This is a genomic window from Sphingobacterium sp. UGAL515B_05 (assembly GCF_033097525.1).
Classification (GTDB): domain Bacteria; phylum Bacteroidota; class Bacteroidia; order Sphingobacteriales; family Sphingobacteriaceae; genus Sphingobacterium.
The window spans coordinates 2,886,070-2,910,621 of record NZ_CP109907.1; the positions used below are offsets into that span (position 1 = coordinate 2,886,070).

24 protein-coding genes are annotated in these 24,552 nt (G+C 38.5%); 11 read left to right on the forward strand and 13 right to left on the reverse strand.

Annotated elements, in window-relative coordinates:
• Positions 1-102 precede the first annotated feature (102 nt).
• Complete coding sequence (locus OK025_RS11590; protein WP_201667237.1) at positions 103-363, forward strand: hypothetical protein; 261 nt, start codon at positions 103-105, stop codon at positions 361-363.
• On the opposite strand, the gene OK025_RS11595 is transcribed toward OK025_RS11590, so the two are convergent.
• From OK025_RS11595 to rplM, 6 genes are all read right to left on the reverse strand, one after another.
• Positions 360-1,181, reverse strand: a complete 822-nt coding sequence (locus OK025_RS11595; protein ID WP_317669574.1) for an AraC family transcriptional regulator — start codon at positions 1,179-1,181, stop codon at positions 360-362. The two genes, OK025_RS11590 and OK025_RS11595, sit on opposite strands and share 4 nt — an antisense overlap.
• A gap of 143 nt (positions 1,182-1,324) precedes the next feature.
• Entirely contained in the window at positions 1,325-2,188 is an 864-nt protein-coding gene (locus OK025_RS11600) for an SDR family oxidoreductase (RefSeq protein ID WP_317669771.1), read from the reverse strand.
• 184 nt (positions 2,189-2,372) lie between these two features.
• The gene (gene tsf / locus OK025_RS11605; protein ID WP_075994150.1) at positions 2,373-3,209 is read right to left on the reverse strand and encodes a translation elongation factor Ts; all 837 of its coding nucleotides are present in this window, start codon (positions 3,207-3,209) and stop codon (positions 2,373-2,375) included.
• Positions 3,210-3,404: 195 nt separating this feature from the next.
• Positions 3,405-4,202: a 30S ribosomal protein S2 gene (rpsB, locus tag OK025_RS11610; protein ID WP_075994149.1), complete on the reverse strand. Its 798-nt coding sequence runs from the start codon at positions 4,200-4,202 to the stop codon at positions 3,405-3,407.
• A gap of 18 nt (positions 4,203-4,220) precedes the next feature.
• A complete protein-coding gene (gene rpsI, locus OK025_RS11615; RefSeq protein ID WP_070563091.1) occupies positions 4,221-4,607 on the reverse strand; it encodes a 30S ribosomal protein S9 in 387 nt (128 codons plus the stop codon).
• 11 nt (positions 4,608-4,618) lie between these two features.
• Positions 4,619-5,062, reverse strand: coding sequence for a 50S ribosomal protein L13 (gene rplM / locus OK025_RS11620; protein ID WP_046671993.1), 444 nt, complete (start codon positions 5,060-5,062; stop codon positions 4,619-4,621).
• A gap of 234 nt (positions 5,063-5,296) precedes the next feature.
• Between rplM and OK025_RS11625 the strand changes: the two genes are divergently transcribed.
• The 5 genes from OK025_RS11625 to OK025_RS11645 all read left to right on the forward strand — a co-directional run bounded on the left by OK025_RS11625 (position 5,297) and on the right by OK025_RS11645 (position 11,176).
• A complete protein-coding gene (locus OK025_RS11625) occupies positions 5,297-7,018 on the forward strand; it encodes a tetratricopeptide repeat protein (protein WP_317669575.1) in 1,722 nt (573 codons plus the stop codon).
• Complete coding sequence (locus OK025_RS11630; protein ID WP_317669576.1) at positions 7,008-7,811, forward strand: DUF4292 domain-containing protein; 804 nt, start codon at positions 7,008-7,010, stop codon at positions 7,809-7,811. Before OK025_RS11625 ends, OK025_RS11630 begins: the two co-directional genes overlap by 11 nt.
• Before the next feature lie 108 nt (positions 7,812-7,919).
• Positions 7,920-9,233 (forward strand): murein hydrolase activator EnvC family protein, encoded by a 1,314-nt coding sequence (locus tag OK025_RS11635; protein WP_317669577.1) that lies wholly within the window; start codon positions 7,920-7,922, stop codon positions 9,231-9,233.
• A gap of 93 nt (positions 9,234-9,326) precedes the next feature.
• A complete protein-coding gene (gene tatA, locus OK025_RS11640; protein WP_317669578.1) occupies positions 9,327-9,524 on the forward strand; it encodes a twin-arginine translocase TatA/TatE family subunit in 198 nt (65 codons plus the stop codon).
• 185 nt (positions 9,525-9,709) lie between these two features.
• Positions 9,710-11,176: a LysM peptidoglycan-binding domain-containing protein gene (locus tag OK025_RS11645; protein WP_317669579.1), complete on the forward strand. Its 1,467-nt coding sequence runs from the start codon at positions 9,710-9,712 to the stop codon at positions 11,174-11,176.
• A 9-nt stretch (positions 11,177-11,185) separates the two neighbouring features.
• Here the strand turns inward: OK025_RS11645 and OK025_RS11650 are convergent, their stop codons facing one another.
• On the reverse strand, positions 11,186-11,698 hold the full coding sequence (locus OK025_RS11650) for a phosphoribosyltransferase family protein (RefSeq protein WP_070563077.1): 513 nt from the start codon (positions 11,696-11,698) through the stop codon (positions 11,186-11,188).
• Between the two features lie 106 nt (positions 11,699-11,804).
• Positions 11,805-12,386: a C40 family peptidase gene (locus OK025_RS11655; protein WP_317669580.1), complete on the reverse strand. Its 582-nt coding sequence runs from the start codon at positions 12,384-12,386 to the stop codon at positions 11,805-11,807.
• A 535-nt stretch (positions 12,387-12,921) separates the two neighbouring features.
• Here OK025_RS11655 and thrA point away from each other — a divergent pair.
• The 5 genes from thrA to OK025_RS11680 all read left to right on the forward strand — a co-directional run bounded on the left by thrA (position 12,922) and on the right by OK025_RS11680 (position 20,469).
• A complete protein-coding gene (gene thrA, locus OK025_RS11660) occupies positions 12,922-15,369 on the forward strand; it encodes a bifunctional aspartate kinase/homoserine dehydrogenase I (protein WP_317669581.1) in 2,448 nt (815 codons plus the stop codon).
• 87 nt (positions 15,370-15,456) lie between these two features.
• Positions 15,457-16,395, forward strand: coding sequence for a homoserine kinase (locus OK025_RS11665; protein WP_317669772.1), 939 nt, complete (start codon positions 15,457-15,459; stop codon positions 16,393-16,395).
• Positions 16,396-16,549: 154 nt separating this feature from the next.
• On the forward strand, positions 16,550-17,857 hold the full coding sequence (gene thrC, locus OK025_RS11670) for a threonine synthase (RefSeq protein ID WP_317669582.1): 1,308 nt from the start codon (positions 16,550-16,552) through the stop codon (positions 17,855-17,857).
• A 163-nt stretch (positions 17,858-18,020) separates the two neighbouring features.
• Positions 18,021-19,208 carry a class I SAM-dependent rRNA methyltransferase gene (locus OK025_RS11675; protein ID WP_317669583.1) on the forward strand — a complete coding sequence of 396 codons (1,188 nt, stop codon included), beginning with the start codon at positions 18,021-18,023 and terminating at the stop codon, positions 19,206-19,208.
• Between the two features lie 64 nt (positions 19,209-19,272).
• The gene (locus tag OK025_RS11680; protein WP_317669584.1) at positions 19,273-20,469 is read left to right on the forward strand and encodes an MFS transporter; all 1,197 of its coding nucleotides are present in this window, start codon (positions 19,273-19,275) and stop codon (positions 20,467-20,469) included.
• A 68-nt stretch (positions 20,470-20,537) separates the two neighbouring features.
• Here OK025_RS11680 and OK025_RS11685 read toward each other — a convergent pair whose 3' ends face one another.
• The 5 genes from OK025_RS11685 to OK025_RS11705 all read right to left on the reverse strand — a co-directional run bounded on the left by OK025_RS11685 (position 20,538) and on the right by OK025_RS11705 (position 24,537).
• Positions 20,538-21,299, reverse strand: a complete 762-nt coding sequence (locus OK025_RS11685) for an SGNH/GDSL hydrolase family protein (RefSeq protein WP_317669585.1) — start codon at positions 21,297-21,299, stop codon at positions 20,538-20,540.
• Positions 21,300-21,333: 34 nt separating this feature from the next.
• On the reverse strand, positions 21,334-22,521 hold the full coding sequence (locus tag OK025_RS11690) for an aspartate aminotransferase family protein (protein ID WP_317669586.1): 1,188 nt from the start codon (positions 22,519-22,521) through the stop codon (positions 21,334-21,336).
• A 61-nt stretch (positions 22,522-22,582) separates the two neighbouring features.
• On the reverse strand, positions 22,583-23,002 hold the full coding sequence (locus tag OK025_RS11695; protein ID WP_317669587.1) for a hypothetical protein: 420 nt from the start codon (positions 23,000-23,002) through the stop codon (positions 22,583-22,585).
• Positions 23,002-23,958 carry a hypothetical protein gene (locus OK025_RS11700; RefSeq protein ID WP_317669588.1) on the reverse strand — a complete coding sequence of 319 codons (957 nt, stop codon included), beginning with the start codon at positions 23,956-23,958 and terminating at the stop codon, positions 23,002-23,004. The genes OK025_RS11695 and OK025_RS11700 overlap by 1 nt, the downstream gene beginning before the upstream one ends.
• Before the next feature lie 33 nt (positions 23,959-23,991).
• On the reverse strand, positions 23,992-24,537 hold the full coding sequence (locus OK025_RS11705; RefSeq protein WP_075994136.1) for an RNA polymerase sigma factor: 546 nt from the start codon (positions 24,535-24,537) through the stop codon (positions 23,992-23,994).
• Positions 24,538-24,552: the final 15 nt, after the last annotated feature.

Genomic DNA, 24,552 nt, shown 5'->3' on the forward strand with positions numbered 1-24,552 from the left:
TCAAGGGCTCGAATATCCTCTGGAAGGATAAAAAAATACAAAAAATGGTTAAAACGGTAAAACAATGTAATTATATATTTGTTCTATTTTAAAACAGGAATTATGATCTTCAAGCGTTTAAATTATCAGACTTTACAGAGTTTACGCCTACAAGGCTACAATATTTTATTGACCATTGGTCGGGCTGAAGACGAGAACCCAATTTATTTCCCGATGAAATTGGATTCTTTAAATTCCAGTACCTCAAATTTTGAAAGTGATGATGCAGCTACCTTTCAAGGAAAAAAGATTCTTATTTTGGATGAGGCCATTCAACGCTCCTTAAATCATGATCTTAATGGTATAATACAGCTTGACAATTAAGCACTATTTTTAGCTTTTTTATAAGAGCTAGGTGTAATATTTCTTTTCTTCTTATAGAAATTGGTCAGGTGGCTTTCATCATTAAATCCTAATTCTTCTACAATTTGTTTCATTGTGTATCTGTTGGATGCTAATCTATCTTCAACTAGTTTGATACGAATATCATCTATATATACTTTATAGCTTTTTGAATATGTTTTTTTAAAAAATGCCCCAAAATAATTTGCTGAAATTTGGAACTGATCTGCGATTGACCTGATTTGTAATTTATCCGGGAAATAAATATTTTGCTGTATATATTGCTCGATCTCTTGGGGCATTTCATATGACTCGTTAATAGCTAGCTCCAGATCCTTCAATATATTTTCGACTAAAGCAAAGAGAGACATTGTCTGGTGGAATATAAAAATTGATTCTGCTGTATCTTCACTCTCATATTGTTGAATCAGAGATATTACCCGCTCGATTAGTTTTTTATTTTCCTTTTTAAGCGATAGACTCTTATTTAATAAAGTCTTCGAGTTGAAGATATCAACCGGATTGTGAGAAAGTCTGAAATTTTGTTGTATAAGGTGCAGGTCTTTAAAATAGGAGTTTGAGAAATAGAGTACAAATGCGATTGTATCCTTTTTGGTCTCAAGTGTTTCGAAATCTTTATTCAAAAAAAGTAAATTCTCTTTTGAAAATTTTAAGTTATTTCCTTTCGAAACGAGTGTGCCTGCGGAGATATAAACTAAAGCAAAATCAAATGCCGTTTTGTTTAATTCTAATTTTTGTTTGTGTTTGATTTTTTGAGATTCGAAAGATAAATTCATCATATGTACAGATCCTATTAAAAAATAACCACTACAAACCTAAGAAAAATGGATTAAAGACTCTCGTTTTTTCGATTTCTATCTGAACGGATTATAGTTGCATATTCACGATAAAGTATAAATCATTTGTCGTCCTTAAAACATTATTAGGTGCTTTTTGCGTTTCTGGTCATCTTTTCAATAGAATCCCATTGATCTTCGGGAATAATATCCAAACCATTGAACTCACCTGCTCCCTTGAGCCACTCTCCGCCATCTATTGTGATAACATCTCCGTTGATATAACTCGCATAATCGGATACCAGATAGGCCGCGAGGTTAGCTAATTCCTCCAGTTTGCCCAAGCGGCCCAAGGGGATACGTTTGGTAGGTGAGAGGAGTTCTCCTAATTCGCCTGGGAGTAACCGTTCCATGGCGCCCGAAGTTTGGAATGGACCAGGAGCTATAGCGTTGAGCCTTATTCCTTTTTTTCCCCATTCTACAGCTAGAGATCTGGTTAGCGCAAGAACTCCGGCTTTAGCAGTTGCAGAAGGAACAACATATCCCGATCCGGTCCAAGCATAGGTTGTGACGATACTGAGTATAGCTTTATTCTGTTCATTTGCCTCAATCCATCGTTTGCCCAGCGCTAGGGTATAGTTTATACTCCCTTGGAGCACGATACCAATAACAGATTCGAAGGCTCGGTGGCTTAAACGTTCGGTAGGCGAGATAAAATTTCCAGCAGCATTGTTTATGAGGATATCTATCCCTCCGAAATGTTCATATCCATAGGAAACGACGCGTTCGACATCTTCATAATTTCGCACGTCTCCAGCTACTGCAAGACATTTTGCCTGATGTTTTTCCGATAATTCGTTTGCTGTATGTTGTATAACATCATCTTTGCGGCTTGTGATCAGGCAAGAGGCGCCAAGCTCGAGAAAGTAATCTGTCATGGCTTTCCCTAGACCTGTACCACCACCCGTAATCAAAATTCGTTTTCCTTTTAACGCGTTTTCCTTTAACATACCCATATGCTGTCCAGTTTTATGTATCCTTAAGTTACACAAATTTGGGATAAAATAAAAGCCAGGGGGGGGCGGATAAAAATAGTTCAGTAATAAATGGAGGTAGAGATATAAACAAAAGCAGGAGCTATTCATCGAATAGCTCCTGCTTTAAAATTTCCATTCTGAATGGAATGGAGTATGCTTATGCACCTAATTGTACGCGTTTGAAAGCAGTTACAGTCAATCCTTTAGAAACTGAGTCTAAGAATTGAGCGATGTTTTTAGAAGAATCTTTTACGAATTCTTGATTTAACAAAGTTGTATCTTTGAAGAATTTGTTCAATTTACCTTGAGCAATTTTCTCAGCCATTTCAGCTGGTTTTCCTTCAGCGATGATTTGTTCTTTAGCAATGGCAATTTCACGCTCGATTGTGTTTTGATCAACACCATCTTTGTCAATTGCAATTGGGTTCATTGCAGCAATTTGCATTGCTACATCTTTACCAGCTTCTTCAGCACCAGCTGCATCAGCAGAAAGACCTACTAATACACCTAGACGGTAGTTCCCGTGGATATAAGCGATAACTTTTTCAGCAGTGATAGTTTCGTATTTAGAAACGTCAATTTTCTCACCAATTACACCAGTTTGCTCGATTAAAGAATCAGCGATGTTTTTGCCATCAAGTTCCAAACCTTTTAATTCTTCCAAAGAAGCAGGTTTATTGTTTAATGCAAGATCTGCAATTTTTTCAGCGAAAGCTACGAAGTCTGCGTTTTTAGCTACGAAGTCAGTTTCACAGTTAACTTCAACTACGATACCTGATTTACCATCAGCAGTCGCTTTAGCGATGATAACACCTTCGTTAGAGTCGCGATCTTGACGGCTAGCAGCTACTTTAGCGCCTTTTTTACGCAAGTAATCTACAGCAGCTTCAAAGTCACCATTAGACTCAACTAAAGCTTTTTTACAATCCATCATACCAGCGCCAGTTTGTTGACGCAATTTGTTTACATCTGATGCAGAAATTTGTACTGACATGTTTATTTCTTTTTATTATTATTTACGACTGAAATTTGTACAATATTAACTTAAAACATGTTAAGCTAATATGAAGTTTAACATTCCTTGATAAACGAGTGTTGTTAAACCAAAAAACCGGACAGAGAGGCTAGTTCAAGAAAAGTAAACTTTTCCAGAAACTAACGCTACGCCATCCGGTTTGGAATAAAAATATTATTCTCCGTCTTTCGCTTTGCGAGGACGTTTAGCTTCTGAAGCTTCACCATTATCAGCTTTTGCTTTAGCAGCAGCAGCATCTTTTTCAGCTTCTTCTTCTTTGTCGCGTTTGCGCTCGTCCAAACCTTCTTGGATTGCTTGACCAATGATACCGGCGATTAAGCTAATAGATTTGCTAGCGTCATCATTTGCTGGGATTGGGAAATCAATATTTGAAGGATCAGAGTTTGTATCTACCATTGCAAAAGTAGGGATGTTCAATTTCATTGCTTCAGAAACAGCGATGTGTTCTTTTTTCACATCGATGATGAATAAAGCAGCTGGCAAACGGTTCAAATCAGCGATACCTCCTAAAAGGTTTTCTAATTTGATACGCTCACGTTGAATCATCAACTTCTCTTTTTTAGACAATACATCGTATGTACCATCTTTTTGCATTTTGTCAATGTTAGACATTTTTTTGATAGACTTACGAACTGTAGCGAAGTTTGTAAGCATACCACCTAACCAACGCTCAGTTACAAAAGGCATGTTAACCTCTTTTGCTTGTTGTGCGATGATCTCTTTTGCTTGTTTTTTCGTTGCAACGAATAAAACTTTGCGACCTGATTTTACGATTTGTTTGATAGCTGAAGCAGCTTCTTCTAATTTCGTAAGAGTTTTGTTCAAGTCAATGATGTGGATACCGTTACGTTCCATGAAAATGTACTTAGCCATTTTCGGATCCCATTTACGTGTAAGGTGACCAAAGTGCACACCTGCATCCAATAAATCTTGATAAGTAGTTCTTGCCATTTTTTGATCCTCCTTTGATTAACGTTTACTGAATTGGAATCTTCTACGAGCTTTACGACGTCCTGGTTTTTTACGCTCAACCATACGGTCATCACGTGTTACTAAACCTTTAGCGCGTAATGCAGGTTTAACTTCTGGGTTAAGTTCAACCAAAGCTTTTGCGATCGCTAAGCGAACAGCTTCTGCTTGACCTTTAACACCACCTCCGTTAACGTTTACTTTTACATCAAAGTTTGCTAATTCACCAGCTACGTTCAATGATTGAGTAGCGATGTATTGCAAAGGTAATGTTGGGAAATACTCTTTGTAGTCTTTACCGTTTATGATAATGTTTCCGCTACCAGCAGTTAAGTAAATGCGGGCAACAGCAGTTTTTCTTCTTCCTGAAGTGTTAGTTGTTGACATGTCGATTCTCCTTAAAATTTAACTGGTTTTGGATTTTGTGCTTCATGTTTGTGCTCAGTACCAGCATAAACGTAAAGGTTTTTAAACAATTGACGACCTAAACGGTTTTTAGGAAGCATACCGCGAACAGCCTTTTCAATGATGCGTTCAGGGAATTTAGCCATTAACTCTTTAGGAGAAACGAAACGTTGACCACCTGGATATCCAGTGTAGCGAACGTAAACTTTGTCGCCTAATTTGTTTCCTGTCAATTTGATTTTGTCTGCATTGATAACAATCACGTTATCTCCACAGTCTACGTGTGGGGTGAATGTAGGCTTGTGCTTACCACGAATTACTTTCGCGATGTTGCTCGCCAAACGCCCCAAAATCTCTCCTTCAGCGTCAACAACGATCCACTCTTTGTTAACGGTGTTCTTGTTGGCAGAGACAGTTTTGTAACTTAACGTATTCACTTGCTTTTGTTTAAATAATTTATTAAAAAATTTTTCTTCCCCTTATCACAAGGGTCTGCAAAGGTACATCTATTATTCTATATTTTAAAATCTATTTTGCTTATTTTACTGAAAACGAGCCGAATTTCAAATAAGCGCCACCGATCTCAATATTTTTACAACTTCCTCGAATGAATATTGTTACATTAGTTAGTATATTGCAGGAAGAATTTTTTAATTATTTAGCGGAAGTAGATGAGATTGAATTTTTTAAATAAACAATTTTTTTTAAGTTTTATTGGTGTATTCCTTTTGGCAGCGACTTCATTGCAGGCACAGTCGCCAGATAAGAAGATAAAACCGTATGATGCCCGATTTAAAAATGTGCAGGAAATATTGAAGCAAGGTAAAATCGGTCCGGGCATGGATTCTCTTGACGCAATCATCGCAGACTTTCCGCAAGCAGACGATATCTATTTTACAAAAGCAATACTTCTTGCACAGATGCGAAATCAGGAGGGAGCGATCCAAGCCATTAAAGAAGCGCTGGCGATTCAGTCTAAGCCTGAATATTTGAGCTTTGCAGTTGATGCATTTAAAAGTAAAAATGATGCTGACAGTGCATTAATCTACCTCGATAAGCTAATTGATCAGGATGATAACAATACGGCTTCACTAAAACGCGAACGCATTATGCTCCTGTTTAACGGCGGCTATAAAGATGTGGCTCTGGAGTATTTCTATAAAACCAAAGAAATTGCAGCGCCTTCCGATACATTGGACATGGTTGGTAGTGTATTATTAAATGATGCCGGTAATTATAAAGCTGTTATTGATCTATTGAAGCCCTGGGCAGACAAGGGGACCTCTTTGGCTCAGGTATATGGCCAATTGGCGCAGGCTTATAATCTTTCCAAAAATTCGAAACTTGCACTGGAATATATTAATAAAGGAATTCAGATCACAAAAGAAGATTTCCTTTATTTTGATTTAGCGGATCTCTATCGATTTGATAAAAAGCTTAAATTATCCTTTGATGCGCTCAAACAAGGATTTCAGTCTAAAAAGGTTGACTTTGCAGACAAAAATCGAATTATAATGACCTTATTGAGCCCGAAAGGACCATATACGCAAGAGCAACTTTTGGAACTGGCCAATATTCTAGTTGAAGTACATCCAAGGATTGCAGAAAGTCATATGGCGAAAGGGCAGGTGCTCTGGTTGAAGGATGATAAATCTGCGGCCCAAAGTTCCCTAGCAGTTGCCGTAAGTATGAATCCCTATCAAATCGATGCTTGGCGAATGTTGATGAGCCTGGATATGGATAAAGGCGAGTTTGATCAAGCGATCGCTCATGGCGGCGAAGCCTTACATTATGTATCCAATAATGCTACAATACTCTATTTTACGAGTATGGCCTATCTAATGAAAAAGGATATGGAAAATAGTCGGAAATTTATGGAAGCCGCACTTAATAATGCACAGGAGGAATCGCCTTTTCTACAAGCAAATATTTATGGCGGATTAGGAGATATTTATAATTCACTTAAGATGTATAAAGCCTCTGATGCGGCTTACATCGAAGCTATTCGATTGGATAGTACAAATGTGACGGCCATGAACAATTTAGCATACTATTTGTCGTTAAGAAAAGAACGACTTGAAGATGCAACAAAATATGCTGCAATGGCGACGAAATTGCAGCCCAATAATGGAACGTTTGAAGATACCTATGCTTGGGTGCTTTTTGCTGACGGAAAGTATGACGATGCGCTGGTGTGGATTCAAAAAGCATTGAAAAATACAAATCCACAAACATCGGTACTGTTGGAACATTATGGTGATATCCTGATTAAGTTAGGGAAAACTAACGATGCTATTAAACAGTGGAACCTGGCTTTAGAAAAGGGAGTGGACTCGGATGAAAATAAGCTGAAATTGAAAAAGAAGATTGAGACTAAAAGTTATGTGGAATAAAATCGTCTGTCTTGGCGCTGTGCTGTTGCTGCTTTCTTCTTGTAGTTCGAAGAAGAGGCTGCTAAAAGAAGCGGAGCTCAAAGCTCAAAATGAACTGACCATAAGTGATAACTCAAGGGAAGCAAAGAAAAACAGCTTACGTAATCTTTTTTTGACTAATTTGAATTATTCTACTTTTTCTGGAAAAGCGAAAATGCGTCTCGATCTTGGGAAGGACAATTATGACGTCACTTCCACTATTAGGATAGAGAAAGATAAGAGGATCTGGATTTCCATTTCTGCTACACTTGGTATAGAGGTTGCCCGGGTATTGATAACTCCAGACAGTGTACAAATCTTAAATAAATTTCAGAGCGAATATATGGTTAAGCCATTTGACTATCTATATCGTTTTGCCAGCCCGGATTTAACTTTTGGGAACCTACAAGATTTGTTGCTTGCAAATCTTTCGGTGAATCTATTGTCCGATATTGATCAGGTTAATTTTAAGCAGGATTCGATGTCTGTCCAGTTAGATGGCAAACTGAATGAACTAGATTTTTTATATAAATTAAATAATAACAATAGGCCTTATCAATTTAGATTAGCACAACTTGCAAAGAAACAGTTGTTGGAGGCGAATTACGGCGAATATGCCATGGCTTCCGGACAGGAATTTCCGATGCTTTTAAAAATGATTATTTCGGATGGTCGTCAAGAGATAAAAACAGAGATAAATTTTAACAAAGTGACTTTTAATGAACCGGTCGACATGCCGTTTTCAGTATCGTCACGTTATAAAGTAATCCGATGAGAAGCCTTCTATTTCCTTTAGATTTATTACTTTCGCAAATAGTTTGCTAAAGTAAGACGTAAATTGTTAGAGTAGAAAGATGGCAAACACAAAAAAATAGTACTGTAAATGAACTTTAAAAAGACGATACTTGGTATAGCTGCTTTCGTATTCATGATTGGAATTTCATCGGCACAGACTCGCGCTGAACTTGAAAAACAACGTGAGAAGCTCAATCGTGAAATTGCCGAATTACAAAATACGGTCAAAGAGATCGCAAAGGAAAAGTCACTGACACAACAACAAGTGACTGCATTAAGTAAGCAGATTAATTTGCGCGAACAGAAGATAAATACCATTACTTCTGAGGTAGCAGTAATCAATCAACATATCAATGCCAATACAGCTGCTGTAAATAAGTTGAAAGCGGAACTGGAGAAGATGAAGCGTGATTATGAGAAGATGGTGATGTTTGCGTTCAGAAACCGAAATGCCTATAATAAATTGATGTTTATTTTTGCATCTAAGGATTTCAATCAAGGATTTCGAAGAGTAAAGTACTTACAACAGTTCAATGATTCAAGAAAGTTGAAAGCTGCTGACATCGAAAACACAAAGAAACAGATAGAACAAAAAATCGCTCAATTGCAAGCCGATCGAAATAAACAGGTTGCTTTGATGAAAGAGCAAGAAAATGAGAAAAGAACGATATCGCAACAACGATCCGTTTATTCTGGACAATTAAGTGATTTGATTGTTACAGAGCGTGGTGTGAAGAAAGATATTACGCAAAAGCAAAAAGAGGAACGTCGTATTAATGCGGCCATTAAGGAGATCATTAGAAGAGAAATCGAAGCCGAACGCCGACGGGCTGAGGCGGCGCGTCGTGCAGCTGAAGCGGCAGCTGAGCGTAACCGCAAAGCGAATGAGTCTGCATCAACCACAAAAGGTAAGAACAATACAAGTTCGAAAGGCGGTAATACTGCTCGAAAATCAGATTCTGAAGTCTTACGTAGCACACCGGAAGCAGTTAAGCTTTCAAATGATTTTAGATCCAATCGCGGTAGTTTGCCTTGGCCTGTTTCTAATGCGAAGATCATGCAAGAGTTTGGTTCGGAAAGTGTCGGTAGAAATGTCAATTGGGATCACGAGACGGTCAAAATACAAACATCAAACGGTGCAGCAGTAAAAGCGGTATTTAATGGAGAAGTGTTGAGTATAGTTTCGATGATGGGGCAACGTATTGTTATGATTAAACATGGTGAGTACTTTACAGTGTATATGAATTTGGCAGGGGTAAGTGTTTCAAAAGGACAGAAAGTCAGCACTGGACAAACTATAGGAACTGCAGATGTAGATTCGGATACGGGAGTTCCGATGGTAGAGTTTTCTGTATTACAAGGAACAACACCATTGAATCCAATGTCCTGGTTGGCTAGATAAGAAATAATTACTATATTTAATAATTATCATTACATTTGTAAGGAAAGAGAAAAGTTTTAGTTTAAAAGAATTGAAAAACAAGAAATTATAGTTATGTCAACATCATTATTAATCATGGGAATCGGGGGGCAAGAGTTAATTGTCATTGTAGTAATATTGTTACTATTATTTGGTGGCAAGAAGATTCCTGAATTGATGCGCGGATTGGGTAAAGGAGTAAAGGAATTTAAAGAAGGCCAAAAAGACGAGTCTTCATCTGACAAAAAATCTGAAGTAGAAGATAACAAATAAGGGAGATTTTGATCCCATATAACATAGATACGATTTTGTGAGGAACAAAATCGTATTTTGTTTTATACTCGACCTACAGCTAAAATAGGGCGAAAACCATTTTTATACTAAAATCCATTTCTAAGCGTTTAGATTATTGTTGATTTTTCAGCAGATGAATCAAACTCGGATTTAACAGTAAATTTATGATCGGAAAACAGACGTTAATTTCAATACTAGGAGGGGTATGCTATGTACTACCACTCATGGCCCAAGAAAGCGCTGTAGAAGGCATGAAAGAAGCAGCCCATACCTTCTTTCAAAAAAGTATCGAAAAAGAAAAACAAGAAATTTACCAATACCTAGACAGTATAAAATCTTCCGGAAATAACGGGCAGCATGATGCTGAAATTACAGATGAAGATATACAGCTCGTGCGGAAACTGAAGGCAATAGAACGTGAGGTTCCGTTGGACTACTCGCCGCGAGTGAAAGATCTGATTGCTAAATACACGTCGGATAATTATAATCCCTATATGTGTAGGATGATGGGACTGGGACAATACTATTTCCCACTGTTTGATAAAATCATGGATGAAGTCGGAGTGCCGCGTGAACTCAAATATCTAAGTGTAGTCGAATCATCATTAAACCCACGCGATATCTCTAGTGCGGGTGCAACAGGCTTATGGCAATTGATGTATTATGAAGCCAAAACTTATCATCTTACCGTAGATAGTTATACCGACCAACGTATGGATCCGATTGCTTCAAGTTATGCGATCGCCAAAATCTTAAAGGAAGCTTACGATGAATATGGCGATTGGCTATTAGCGATAGCGTCCTATAATGGCGGTAAAGGGGCTGTTAGCCGTGCGATCCAACGTTCGGGAAAAGAGAATGCTACTTTTTGGGATATCGCACCATATCTAACGCAGCAGACCCAAAACTATATCCCTAAGTTCATCGCAATGACCTATGCGATGAAATATGCGGATGAAAATGATATCAGTGCTGCGGATACTGAACTTTCACTAAGAACTCAAGCATTAGATATCAATAAACGGATTTCACTGAACCAAATAGCGGATGCTTTACATGTCTCAAAAGAGACATTACGTGCATTGAATCCTAGTTTTAAAAGAAATGTATTAAATGGTACTGAAGAGTCTCCATTGCGGTTAGTGTTACCTGTCTTGGATAAAAAGATTGCCTCAGAAGAATTGTATGCAGCTCTCAACACGCCAATATCTTCTGCAACTCTTAGTCAAACGGAAAATTTGAGTGAGCCTCTACAAAATGGCAAATATAAAGTGAAAGTTGGTGAGACATTCGCTTCCATTGCTGACAAGTTTGAAGTAACAGTACAGGATATAAAATCGTGGAATAACCTGCGCGGAAATCAAATTGTCCCTGGACAAAACTTACTGATAAAAAAAGAGGATGATTTCGTTAACGCGAAATTAGCGCGTAACACAGAAAGGTCTTCAAAGAAGAGTCAACAGCGTGCCGCTAGTACTACACGTACAGCTTACTATGTCGTTAAGAAAGGCGATACCTTATCTGAGATCGCAGATAAAAATGGTACATCAGTCGGTCGACTTAAAAGTGAAAATGATTTAAACGGAAGCCGGATAAAACCGGGTATGAAATTGAAAGTCTCAAAGAAATAACAGCATGGTTTAAATTAACCATGCTGCATCTTCTTCTTTATCAAATTCTTCAAGAGTAACGGTAACATGTTCTCTTAATATCGTTGAGAGCTTCGTGCCGTAGTAGTCGCTAAATATGGGGAACTTATGATGACTCCTGTCAATTAATACAGCCGTTCTCATTTTCTTCAGTGGAACGTTCAAAAATACACCCAGTCCATAAGCTAAGGCTCTGCCGCTATTCAACACATCATCTACCAAGATGATGGTCTTATCTTTCGCAATATCAACAGGTATGTCTGTGCTTGCACTCAGCGATCGACTCGTTTTCTTCATAGTAACTTTAATTAGCAGGATTTCCTTCGTTGAAATCTCCTGTAAAATTGCTTGAAGGCGTTGCGCAAATACATAACCCCGGTCGGCAATTCCTACTAATACAAGTGTTTCATCTTCAAAATTGTCTTCCAAAATTTGATAGGCAATCCGAATAGATTTTTGTTTGATTTGTTCTTTATTTAAGATGAGCGTTTTCTTTGAAGACATAATAGTATTCCAATGATTATAGGGTAAAAATAGGATATTATATTGTATAAAAAAAGTCCAAAACGAGTTAAACGCTTTGGACTTTTCTAGATCGAATCAATCTTAATTAATTCAATTTATTATCTTTTTCCGCTTTTAATAATTCTGCTGTAAGCGACCTATTATCTTCCGGTAAACGACCGCCATTGTAATAATAACGTCTCCAGTACGGTTCATCTAAATTGCTGATCATAACTCCTTTACTTGATGAGGCATGTGCAAATTTATTGTCGCCAATATAAACACCGACATGGGTAATACTTTTACTTCTAATTTTGAAGAATACCAGGTCACCTGCTTTTAGCTCATTTTTTTCGACAGTTTTGACTTGAGAGTACTGGTTTCTGCTATTATACCCCAACGATGTGTTAAACACTTTGTCGTATAATTCATAAGAAAATTTAGAACAATCAATGCCTCTTTTTGAATCTCCTCCTAGACGGTATGGAGTACCCAACCACTCGTAAACAAATTGATAAAGTTTGGTATTTGTTGTTGCTGAGACTGCAACTCCCATTATTTGTGAAAAGTATTCTTTCGCTAGGTTATCAGGATCTGATTCTGGTTTGGAGTTTCTGTTGGTTTGTGCCTGCGACACTAGACATAAGCCGATAAATAGCATTGACGCTATAAATTTCTTTGTTTTCATTAAATCGCTTTTTTGTACAACATTTAACTTTTAAAAATTCAACACTGTCATCTATTTTGGACAGCACTGTTGCGAATATAATACAATATCAGTTTAAGGTCAAATTTATTTCAGAGTATTTAACGAAATTTTAACAATTTTAACATCTTTCCAAGAGACTCTTGGGTGTATTGAGAATTAATGCGTCTGTAGAGCATTGACTACACAAAGTAAATCGTCTACTACATGTGAAAATATCCCTATGATGATAGAATGCCACTCTATTTGGATTCTCATTGTAAATCTTAAAAAAAATATTAATTTTCTTTGGTAAAGTGATAATATTTGTTCTATATTTACAAAACATAAGCAAAAACAATGAACACAAATACAATTATTACGTCGATTATTATTACCACCGGGATAAAACTTAGGAGGAAGTAGTTTCGTTGTATATAATAGTAGACACAATATTTAGAAGCGCTTTCCTCCAAAAAGGAAAGCGCTTCTTTTTTAGCACAAAAATCATCAATCTAAACAAACAGTATAAAACAGTATGAAAGTTCTAAAATTTGGAGGCACATCGGTCGGCACGGTAGAAAGTTTAAAGGCGGTCCTGAGCATTGTGAAAAAATCTTATGATGCAAAGGAAAAACCATTGGTTGTGTTATCAGCTATGTCAGGGGTAACAAACTTGCTTACTCAATTGGCTGAGGATGCTGCGGAAGGCAAGTCCTTTTCGGATGGTCTAAAATCCTTGGAGGATAAGCATTTTACGGTTGTTAAAGAGCTTCTGGCTGTGAAATATCAAAATCCTGTATTTACAAAGCTAAAGTTGTTTTTTAACGAAATAGAAGACCTGCTCCAAGGCATTTTTGCACTAAAGGAGCTGAGCAACCAGAGCAAAGATTTGATCCTAAGTTACGGCGAGCGCTGTTCGAATTATATGGTATCTAAGGTGATGGAACAATATATTCCTGAATCGCTATTTGTTGATGCATCTCATTACGTGAAGACTGATTCAAATTTTGGGAATGCTCATTTAAATGAACCACTGACTGAGCAATTGGTAAAATCACTGTACATAACACATAGTGATAAGCTTCTGTTTGTCACAGGTTTTATCGGGAGTAATGAAAATGGACGTATAACCACTTTGGGAAGAGGTGGGTCAGATTATACTGCCGCAATTTTCGGAGCCATATTGGATGCAACAGCCATTGAAATTTGGACAGATGTGAATGGTATGTTAACAGCTGATCCACGTATTGTAAAGAAAGCTTTTTCCCTACCTGTATTATCGTATACAGAGGCAATGGAACTCTCTTATTTTGGGGCTAAGGTGATTTATCCGCCGACAATGATTCCAGCCTTCCTAAAGAAAATACCGATTGTGATTCGAAATACCTTTGAACCTGATTTTTCCGGTACAGTGATTCAGTTTGATAGCGGAAAAACTGCGCTGCCAATCAAGGGAATTTCTTCTATATCAGATATTTCTGTCATCAATCTTAGCGGATCGGGTATGATTGGTAAGTCTGGTTTTAGCGGAAGGCTTTTTACGCTTTTGGCTAGAGAGCAAATCAATGTTGTGCTAATCACCCAGTCTTCTTCCGAACATAGTATCACATTTGCAGTAAACCCATCGGATGCAAAACGTGCTATACAATTGATCGAAGTGGAGTTTGAGCTTGAAATCCAGGCTAACAAATTGGTCGTTCCTGCGATTGAAGAAAATCTGTCGGTCCTAGCCATCGTGGGTGAAAATATGAAAAAGACACCCGGTATGTCTGGACGATTATTTGCAGCTCTAGGAAGGAACGGTATTAATGTTCGCGCCATTGCACAAGGCTCATCTGAATACAATATTTCCGTTATTATAGGTAAAGAAGATTTAGCAAAGGCGCTCAATGCTGTACATGACGCGTTTTTCGCAGAGCTGAAGAAAACTTTGCATGTATTTAATATCGGTACAGGCAACATCGGTGCAACGTTATTTAAACAACTCGAAAGTCAGCATGATTTTCTACTGGATAAAAATGATATTGAAATTAAGGTTGTTGGCATTTCAAATAGCCGTAAAATGCTTTTTAATACCGAAGGTGTTGATTTAAATAATTGGTCTGATGAACTTGCTAAAAATGGAACCGAGTCAGACCTAGCATTGTTTATCGAACGGATGAAGGCGCTGAATCTGCCAAACTGCGTATTTATCGATAATACTGCAAGCAAATTACCGGCGACCTACTATGAGGATATTTTTAAGTCCAATATTTCAATTGTTACTTGCAATAAGATTGCGAATTCAGGCAAGTATGAGCAATATAGGACACTCCGTGATACTGCCCATCGCCATGGTGTCGATTTCTTCTATGAAACAAATGTAGGCGCAGGATTACCTATCGTTAGAGTACTTAGAGACTTGATGTTGAGTGGTGACCGTATCGTGAAGATAGAGGCTATTCTATCTGGAACAATCTCATATATCTTTAATAATTTTAAAGCAGATGCTTCTTTTTATGATGTCGTCAAACAGGCGCAGGAACTCGGATACACCGAACCAGACCCTCGGGATGACTTAGGCGGAATAGATTTTATGCGTAAAATGCTCATTTTAGCCAGGGACGCAGGATATGCTGTGGAAGCCGATGATGTTGACCTCGGTGCGATACTGCCGCCAGCATGCTTGAAAGCAGATACTGTAGAATCTTTTTACACAGAATTGCAACGGGAAAACCAATATTTTGAAGCAATGAAAAAGAAAGCAGCTGACGAAAATAAAGTGATCCGCTACATTGGGAAATTGGAAAATGGGAAGGTATCCATTGCAATTCAGTTCGTTGATGAAAACCATCCTTTTTATGCTTTATCAGGCAGCGATAACATTATATCGTTTACAACAGAGCGGTACAAAGAACGTCCCCTTGTCGTAAAAGGTCCTGGTGCGGGGGCTGAGGTGACAGCTGCAGGTGTATTTGCAGATTTGGTAAATGTTGGAGCATAAAAACTATTCAAGGAAAATAAAAATTACGTGATGGCCAATAATTTAAATGTGGAGTATCTCAAGGATAAGGTGATAAATTTAGACGGCATGCTGTCGGAAGTTCGTGTTTTTGCGCCTGCAACTGTCGCAAATATGATCTGTGGTTTTGATATATTGGGTTTTGCTGTCGAGGAACCCGGTGATGAGGTGGTTATGCGGCGCACGCAACAACCTGGAGTAACGATTCGGGAAATAACTGGCGACGATGGAAGACTACCACTCGATCCTGATAAGAATACCGTATCTGCCTGTGTTCAATATCTATTACAGGCCTTGAATATCTCTTCAAAGGTAGGTGTCGAAATTGAATTGCATAAACATATGCCAATTGGATCGGGACTAGGCTCCAGTGCAGCAAGTACCGTGGCTGGGCTTTTTGCCATCAATACCATGCTTGGAAACCCTTTGACAAAAGAGGAATTACTGCCGTTTTGTGTTGAAGGTGAGCGTTTGGCCTGCGGTACAGGCCATGCTGATAATGTTGCCCCGGCGCTTTATGGCGGCATAACATTAATTCGGGGAAATGAACCTTTGGATGTTATTTCCATCCCTTCACCAAAAGAACTCGTAGCAGCGGTCGTTTTTCCACAGGTCGATGTTCCCACACGTGACGCAAGACAACTTATAAAAGATAAAGTGTTGTTAAAAGACGCCGTGACACAATGGGGAAATATCGCGGGATTGGTTGCCGCGTTGTTCAAGGAAGATTATGATCTCATTGCGCGAAGCATGAAAGATATTCTTATTGAGCCAACTCGTGCAATTTTAATTCCCCAGTTTTATGAAATGAAAGAGATTGCCTTGAAAAATGGCGCCTTGAGTTTTGGTATTTCTGGCTCAGGACCTTCCGTCGTTGCAATAACACGGGATGAAAAAATAGCAAAGGATATTGCCGACAAAATACAAACTCATCTCAAAGAAAATGAAATTGATAGTTTTGGCTATGTTTCCCGTGTCAATGTGGAAGGACCCAGAATATTAGATTAAAAATTATTTAAGGACAGAAACGAGGTTTATAAAATCTTAGGTTAATTGATTATTGCCTCAGAAAAGATAATAAAATGAAATATCCACATTCTAAAGTCAACACGAATGAAAATAACAGGATGTTTTATTGGCCTTTACAAAAGATTATTTACATATGAAATTTTATAGTACAAATAATAAAACATTAGAAGTCTCCTTCAAAGATGCGGTCTTCAATTCTCTCCCTGCAGACAAAGGGTTATATATGCCTGAACAGATACCACAATTGGATCCGCTGTTCATTAAGAATATTCAACAGTATTCCTTGCAGGAGATTGCTTTTGAAGTAGCTTCTACACTATTGGGAAATGATATTCCCAAAGACGATTTAAAACAGATTGTGAACGATGCCATCAATTTTGATGCTCCTGTAAAATTCTTGACCGAGAGCACCGCTGTGCTCGAACTATTTCATGGGCCATCTTATGCCTTTAAGGATTTTGGAGCTCGCTTTATGAGTAGGGTCATGGGGTATTTTTCAAAGACTGACGATAAATTACTGGACGTACTTGTCGCGACATCAGGGGATACCGGTGGAGCTGTTGCCTTGGGCTTTTTGGGGGTAGAAGGAACACGTGTGACGATCCTATATCCTAAAGGTAAAGTCTCGGAGGTTCAGGAATTACAACTGACCACTAATGGACAAAATATTCGCGCTATTGAGGTAGAAGGAACTTTTGACGACTGTCAATCATTGGTAAAACAAGCTTTTAGTGATGCCGAACTCAATGCTATATTGCGTTTGACCTCAGCTAATTCAATCAATATAGCACGGCTGATCCCACAGACATTTTATTATTTTTATGCGTATGCACAATTGAAGTCACAAGGAGTCAATGAGGTCGTATTTACAGTGCCGAGTGGTAATTTTGGTAATATAGGGGCTGGTTTATTGGCCTATAAAATGGGACTTCCAGTAAAGCATTTTGTAGCAGCAACAAACGTCAATGATACCGTTCCCAGATTCCTTTCTTCAGGTAAATATGAACCACTGCCTTCTGTTCAAACCTTAAGCAATGCCATGGATGTTGGGAATCCAAGCAACTGGGTACGTATACAGGATCTCTTTGGCGGAAATGTGGCTGAATTAAAAAATATGCTTTCTTCTTATACTTTTACAGATGAAGAAACAAAAGAAGGAATGCAGAAATTACTTGAAGAATCGAATTATATCGCCTGTCCGCATACAGCAATCGCCTGGCTTGGCGCTCGTGCTTATGCAAATGAGCATCCCGGTCCGTATGCTTCAGTTTTCTTATCAACAGCACATCCCTGCAAATTCCCTGATGCAATAGCAGCAGATGTATTCGAAAAAATAGTTTTGCCTGTCGGCGCAGAAACATTGCAAGGAAAAGAGAAATTAGCAGAATCTTTGAAAGTTGATTTTGAAGCCTTCAAAAAATATTTAATCAACCATAACTAAACGTTGAGGGCTCCTTTAGGAGCCCTTTTATTTTTATTCAGAAATAGTTGAGTTTTTTGGATTAAAAGAATTTTTGGGAAATATATAATGTATTGAGGATGTTAGATTGTTTTATCAGGAAAGTTTCATCAGGATGTCGAATTAATAAGTTAATTTTGCAACAATGAAATCAGTTTATTTGAATAAGGGTAAGGATAAAGCTGCCTGGCAATTGCATCCTTGGGTATTTTCCGGAGCAATTAAATCATTGTCCGATAAAATTGAAGATGGCGAAGTTGTTGGCGTTTACAATGCTGAACGTGAATTTATTGCCTATGGTCTATTTCACAATAGCTCGCGTGTAGCCATTCGTTTATTGGAATGGAATCCTCAAGTACAGATTGATGCAGATTGGTGGCGTGCCCGTGTTCAGAAGGCTGTAGCTGCAAGGCAGCATCTGTTGCAACATGGTGTTACCAATACGGTTCGTTTAATCTTTGCTGAAGCAGATTTTCTTCCTGGACTTATTGCAGATAAATACGCAGATTTTATATCGATTCAGGTTCACTCAGTTGGGGTTGAAAAAGTCAAATCAGTTATCATCGAAGAATTGAATGCTTTACTGCAACCCACAGGAATTTATGAGCGTAGTGATCTGAAATCCCGCGAACATGAAGGTTTACCCAATACCAATGGGCTTTTGTTTGGAGAACTTCCATCTGAATTTGTCGACGTTATCGAAAATGGCATTCATTATAAGGTTAACATTATTGATGGGCAAAAATCGGGATTTTATTGCGACCAACGTGAAAATCGCCAGCTAACGGCCAACTACGTTTTGAATAAACGAGTCCTAGATTGTTTTTGCTATTCCGGTGGTTTTACGTTAAATAGTTTGAAAAGTGGCGCTGCAGAAGTCATATCTGTAGATAGTTCTGCACTGGCTATTGAAACCCTGGAAAAGAATATTGTTGAAAATGGTTTTGAACCTAGTCGACATAAAGCAATATTGTCTGATGTAAACAAGCAATTGCGTAAATTCATTGATGAAGGAGAAAAATTTGATCTGATTGTCCTAGATCCACCGAAATATGCACCCTCTCGATCTGCATTGGAAAGAGCATCAAGGGCGTATAAAGACCTGAATCGCCGCGGATTGATGTTGTTAAAAAGTGGTGGTTTATTAGCGACATTTTCTTGCTCAGGTGCGATGGATATGGATACGTTCAAACAGGTACTTGCTTGGGCAGCACTGGATGCTGGAAAGGAAATTCAGTTTATCCGACAATTTCATCAACCTGAAGATCATCCTGTACGGGCTTCGTTCCCAGAAGGGGAGTATCTGAAAGGATTGTTGGTCCGCGTATTATAATTATTATATGAAGATAGTCTGGGTTGGTTTGTGAAAATCAACCTTTTTAATTTTTAACGACGTCATGATACAAGAGAAAGCGAGTAGACCTATTTTTTCTATTTTGTTTGCTGTGAGCATGGTGCATCTTTTGAATGATATGATTCAAGGAGTGATACCAGCAACCTATCCCCTGCTCAAAGAAGAGCATCATCTAAGCTTTTCGCAGGTTGGGATGATTACAATGGTTTATCAGATAGCAGCTTCAATATTTCAACCTGTTGTTGGCTCATTTACGGATAAACATCCTGTACCATACTCCCAGATTATAGGGATGTCTTTTTCACTTCTCGGTATGCTTTTGTTTTCGAAAGCACACAGTTATGAATGGATCTTATTTTCTGTTTTTCTCGTTGGGATTGGTTCTTCAATCTTTCATCCTGAATCTTCACGTGTAGCTTATATGGCGTCAGGAGGAAGAAGAAGTATGGCACAATCTATTTTTCAGATCGGAGGCAATGCAGGGACCGCAATGGCTCCAATCATTGTCGCTTTTTTGGTTTTACCGAGAGGGCAACAGGCGATCGCCTGGATGTGCTTATTTACCATTCTCGGCCAATTTATATCTTATTATATCGGTAGTTGGTATAAAAAGAAACTTCAAAACTCTGCTAGATCAACGAAGAGAACAATCCGCGTACCTGATCTCACCAATAGCCGAATTGTCGTCACCGTTATTATACTCCTATTATTGATTGTTTCAAAATACTTCTATATAGCAAGTATTACAAATTACTTCCAGTTTTATACAATCAAGAAATTCGGGATCAATGAAGTGGAAGCGCAAGTCTATCTATTTTATTTTCTGATAGCTGTTGCGGTGGGAACGCTATTGGGCGGCGCATTCGGCGATCGATTTGGACGCAAATATGTCATCTGGTTCTCCGTCTTGGGCGTTGCGCCATTTGCATTGGCATTACCCTATGTCGGGCTTACAATGACGGGGATATTAATCGTGATTATTGGGTTGATCTTATCATCAGCTTTTCCAGCAATTATTGTTTATGCGCAAGAACTATTGCCTAAAAAATTGGGTATGGTCTCAGGCTTATTTTACGGTTTTGCATTTGGAATGGGGGGGATTGGATCCGCTGTACTTGGCTGGCAGGCCGATCATACTTCCATCGAGTTTATTTATCACTTATGTTCCTATCTGCCATTGATCGGTATTGTGGCTTATTTTCTTCCCAATCTACAAAAAACACCTTACAAAGAAATTTAGGTTTAACATATAGCACATGTTAAAAAAGAAAGAGCGGATTTCAATAAAGTATCCGCTCTTATCTTTTATTACTTGATGCAGTCCATCCAGGCTGAGGCCATCATTTGTGCCCCAGCAAGCGTGGGATGTACGCCGTCCGCTGCCCAATAGGCGCCAGGGGCGTTCTTTTGAGCATTGTCGAATACCTTTTGATAAGGAATTAAAATTGCACCAAATTCTTTGGCGATTTCACGGGCAGATTCTTGATAAGCCAAAAATTTTGGATACCATGCGTCTGTGATGTGACCAACTCCCTTTACTGCAAAGGGCTCGCCAATAATCAATTTGACATTTGGCAGCTTTTGTAGTGTCTCGTGTAATAACTCTTGGTATTGCGATTTATACTCTTCAACCGTAGTCTGTGCTCCGCGATCGATCGTGCGCCAGAAGTCGTTTACACCAATCAGAATACTCAATACGGTTGGTTTAATCGCTAATGTATCTTCTGTCCAGCGCTTTTGAAGATCGGGTACACGGTTTCCACTGATACCTGTATTATACACCTTTAGTTTCTTTGCTGGATATTTATTTAAGAGCTGGCTGGCAGCCAATAAAGCATAACCATGACCCAGCGCACCAGTGTCATTGGCATTTCTGTTATTTCTATCCCGGCCCACATCTGTAATGGAGTCGCCCTGAAATAAAATGATGTCATCATTATTTAAACTGATTTTTGAGGGACTGGATTTTGAATCGTGCGCGAAGACATCGTTTCCCAGTAAATTGGCGCCAGTCAATAGACCGGTGCCAATAATGCTTTTTTTGATAAATGATCTGCGGTTTGTGTTCATTATTAGGTTTTTGTTCTGATTAAAGTTACATACTTTAAGCATACTTTTCCAAACCTTTTATAATGATGTTACACGCTTTTTCGATTTCAAAGTCTGTAATTGTCAATGGCGGGGCGACACGCAATGCTGTTTCACAATGCAGATACCAATCGATCATTATCCCGTTTTCAGCACAGTATTTACTCACATTATAGACTTGATCAAAAGAATTTAGTTGCAGACACATCATAAGACCCAATCCACGAATTTCTTTGATGGAAGGGTGTTTGAGTTTTTCTTTAAATAAAAGCGATTTTCTTTCAACCTGTTCGACTAATTTTTCTTCTTTGATAACGCTTAGTGAAGCACGTGCTGCGGCACAGCTTACAGGATGTCCCCCAAAAGTGGTGATATGTCCAAGCATGGGATTGTCCTTAATAACGTCCATCACTTCTTTGGCTGCAACAAATGCACCTAAAGGCATGCCACCACCGATACCTTTGGCGAGCAACAGGATATCTGGGACAATTGCAAAATGTTCAAAAGCGAAAAGACGGCCAGTACGACCAAAACCAGTTTGAATCTCGTCAAAAATGAGTAATGTACCTGTTTCATCGCAGCGTTTTCTGATAGCTTGCATGTAAGCGATATCTGGGACGCGAACACCAGCTTCTCCCTGAATCGCTTCGAGGATGACAGCTGCAGTTTGTTCCGTAATCCTTGTTAGATCTTCCATATCATTGAACCCGATAAAATCTATCTCGGGAAGGAGGGGGGCATAGGCTTTGCGATACTCATCGTTTCCGATCAGACTGAGTGCACCTTGCGTGCTGCCGTGGTACGCTTTTTTTGCCGCGATAATCTGCCTGCGACCAGTATATTTCTTTGCTATTTTCATAGCGCCCTCTACCGCTTCCGTTCCACTGTTGGTGAGGTAGACTGATTGAAAATTAGCGGGAAGTTCTGCTAGTAATTCTGTAGCAAATTGCACCTGTGGCGCCTGCACAAATTCACCATAAACGGTGACGTGTAAGTACTGCTCCAATTGTGATTTTATAGCCTCTAAAACCTTCGGATGCCGATGGCCTATATTGCTGACATTGAAGCCGGAGACCAAATCCATGTATTCTTCCCCATTGGGGCCATAAAGGTAGACACCTTCAGCCTTAACTACTTCAACCAATCTAGGTGAGCTAGATGTTTGAGCAGTATTCATTAAAAATAATTCTCTGTTGCTTAACATGATTTTACAAATGTCCGAAAATAAAAAAGAAGTCTTTAAGACTTCTTTTTTATTTTCAAGATTATTTTCTTCTATTCTGTAGGGATTTGTATAGATGCTCCCTGAATTCCTGTTCCACTTCAAAAAATTGCGATGCCCGCGCATTGCCAATAACTTTGGCAAATTTGGCCCGGTATTCTTTTTTGATCTCCACTTCTTTAGCATCATACTGTAAGATATCTCTGGAACCACCTCTAAAACTATTTTTGGGAGCACCATTCAATTTTTCTTTCCTGATATCCCAAAGTGTTTGGCTATACTCGTTATAGAGCGGAAAGAATTGCTGAGCCTCTCTTGGCGTTAAATCTAGTTCTTTAGTAATGTAAGCTATTTTTTCATTTTCTATAGCTTGAAATCGATTTTTGTCTTGTGCAAAGCCCAAGGCAATAGAAAATATACTAAAGAACAATGTTATCCATATGTATTTTTTATTGAACATCATTATAAGGTATAATTTAGATAATCTTCTATTTCTTGTTTAGATACATTACTCCCAAATCCCTTGGTAGGGAGATTCGCTTCATCGGTATACTGGGACATATAAATCATATCATCACCAGAAGCTGAAGCCGCAAGGTAATTAATAATTTCCTGCTTAGGAATTTCTGACAAATGTTGGCTCAACTGTTCTTCTGCAACTGTTTCTACGGGAGCTGCGTTTTGTTGTTGATACTGATACCCCCAATATCCTCCTATGCTCAACATGGCAGCAAAAGATGCTGCAACAGCATAACGTGCATACCATATTTTCGGTCTTCCTATTTGATGGATAGGTGTATGATCTTTTTCAGGTTCCTGCACAGCATTAATAATACTGTTGGAAAGAGTTTCAAAATAATGTGGTGGTACAACAAAGCCCTCAGTCACAACCGTTTCTTTGAGTTTCTCTTCAGCAATACGAGCAAAAATAGTCGTTTCAATTGTTTCTTCGTAACCAACAGGAACAGAGAAACCATCTGTAGGAACTGTTTTCTTCAATTCCTGCTCAGCTAAACGGGCGAAGATGGAATCTTCAAGAGTTTGATTATAAGCAGAAGGCATTGTAAAGCCATCAGATGCAATCGTTTCTTTTAATTTGTCTTCTAAAATTCGGTTGAGGATAGTTGAAGATAGTTCGGAAGCATAATTTTCAGGAGTTTCAAAGCCGTCAGTAGCAATTTGATTTTTTAAATTATCTTCTGCTACTTTACACATAATGGCCTCAGATAGGCTATCAAAATATCCTTCTGGAACCTCAAAGATGGATTCTTCCTTGCATTCAATCAATTTGACTTGCGTAATTATTTTTGATTCTAAATCACTGAAATAATTTTCAGGTAAGCCAAATGGATTTTCACGCAACGATGCTGGAAGATTTGTAGGCTCCAGCCCATCATGATATGTGCCATTTTCCTTCATAGTATCTGTTAGAACCTAATTTCGCTAAAAGGTTTAATCGTTGTTGTTAAAAAATGCCTCTATTTTTTTGACGGCCAAATGATAAGAGGCTTTAAGCGCTCCAACACTTGTTCCGAGGACTTCTGAAATCTCCTCATATTTCATGTCTTCAAAATATTTCATATTGAAGACCAATTTTTGCTTCTCTGGCAAGGTCAACAAAGCCTGTTGTAATTTCATTTGAGCTCTATCACCATTGAAATAATTGCCATCAGCAAGCGTTTCTGCCAGATAAGCAGTCGTGTCGTCATCCAACGACACGTTCTGCTTTTGCTTTTTCTTATTTAAGAAGGTAATACATTCATTTGTTGCAATACGATAAAGCCACGTATATAACTGTGAGTCTTCGCGGAAGTTCCCAAGGTTCTTCCATACTTTCACAAAGATATCTTGTACAACATCGTCCGCATCGTCATGATCGATGACCATTCTTCGCACATGCCAATAAATCTTCTGTTGATATTTCTTCAACAATAAACGGAAAGCTTCTTCTCGCGTACTCTCTTCGGCGAATTTTGCTATAATTAAAGCGTCATCCATATATTGACTTGCGTA

Coding starts and splice junctions, on each gene's coding strand:
- OK025_RS11590 (WP_201667237.1), top strand. CDS start 103: ATGATCTTCAAGCGTTTAAATTATCAGACTTTACAGAGTTTACGCCTA.
- OK025_RS11595 (WP_317669574.1), bottom strand. CDS start 1,181: ATGATGAATTTATCTTTCGAATCTCAAAAAATCAAACACAAACAAAAA.
- OK025_RS11600 (WP_317669771.1), bottom strand. CDS start 2,188: ATGTTAAAGGAAAACGCGTTAAAAGGAAAACGAATTTTGATTACGGGT.
- tsf (WP_075994150.1), bottom strand. CDS start 3,209: ATGTCAGTACAAATTTCTGCATCAGATGTAAACAAATTGCGTCAACAA.
- rpsB (WP_075994149.1), bottom strand. CDS start 4,202: ATGGCAAGAACTACTTATCAAGATTTATTGGATGCAGGTGTGCACTTT.
- rpsI (WP_070563091.1), bottom strand. CDS start 4,607: ATGTCAACAACTAACACTTCAGGAAGAAGAAAAACTGCTGTTGCCCGC.
- OK025_RS11625 (WP_317669575.1), top strand. CDS start 5,297: ATGAGATTGAATTTTTTAAATAAACAATTTTTTTTAAGTTTTATTGGT.
- OK025_RS11630 (WP_317669576.1), top strand. CDS start 7,008: ATGTGGAATAAAATCGTCTGTCTTGGCGCTGTGCTGTTGCTGCTTTCT.
- OK025_RS11635 (WP_317669577.1), top strand. CDS start 7,920: ATGAACTTTAAAAAGACGATACTTGGTATAGCTGCTTTCGTATTCATG.
- tatA (WP_317669578.1), top strand. CDS start 9,327: ATGTCAACATCATTATTAATCATGGGAATCGGGGGGCAAGAGTTAATT.
- OK025_RS11645 (WP_317669579.1), top strand. CDS start 9,710: ATGATCGGAAAACAGACGTTAATTTCAATACTAGGAGGGGTATGCTAT.
- OK025_RS11650 (WP_070563077.1), bottom strand. CDS start 11,698: ATGTCTTCAAAGAAAACGCTCATCTTAAATAAAGAACAAATCAAACAA.
- OK025_RS11655 (WP_317669580.1), bottom strand. CDS start 12,386: ATGAAAACAAAGAAATTTATAGCGTCAATGCTATTTATCGGCTTATGT.
- thrA (WP_317669581.1), top strand. CDS start 12,922: ATGAAAGTTCTAAAATTTGGAGGCACATCGGTCGGCACGGTAGAAAGT.
- OK025_RS11665 (WP_317669772.1), top strand. CDS start 15,457: ATGCTGTCGGAAGTTCGTGTTTTTGCGCCTGCAACTGTCGCAAATATG.
- thrC (WP_317669582.1), top strand. CDS start 16,550: ATGAAATTTTATAGTACAAATAATAAAACATTAGAAGTCTCCTTCAAA.
- OK025_RS11675 (WP_317669583.1), top strand. CDS start 18,021: ATGAAATCAGTTTATTTGAATAAGGGTAAGGATAAAGCTGCCTGGCAA.
- OK025_RS11680 (WP_317669584.1), top strand. CDS start 19,273: ATGATACAAGAGAAAGCGAGTAGACCTATTTTTTCTATTTTGTTTGCT.
- OK025_RS11685 (WP_317669585.1), bottom strand. CDS start 21,299: ATGAACACAAACCGCAGATCATTTATCAAAAAAAGCATTATTGGCACC.
- OK025_RS11690 (WP_317669586.1), bottom strand. CDS start 22,521: ATGTTAAGCAACAGAGAATTATTTTTAATGAATACTGCTCAAACATCT.
- OK025_RS11695 (WP_317669587.1), bottom strand. CDS start 23,002: ATGATGTTCAATAAAAAATACATATGGATAACATTGTTCTTTAGTATA.
- OK025_RS11700 (WP_317669588.1), bottom strand. CDS start 23,958: ATGAAGGAAAATGGCACATATCATGATGGGCTGGAGCCTACAAATCTT.
- OK025_RS11705 (WP_075994136.1), bottom strand. CDS start 24,537: ATGGATGACGCTTTAATTATAGCAAAATTCGCCGAAGAGAGTACGCGA.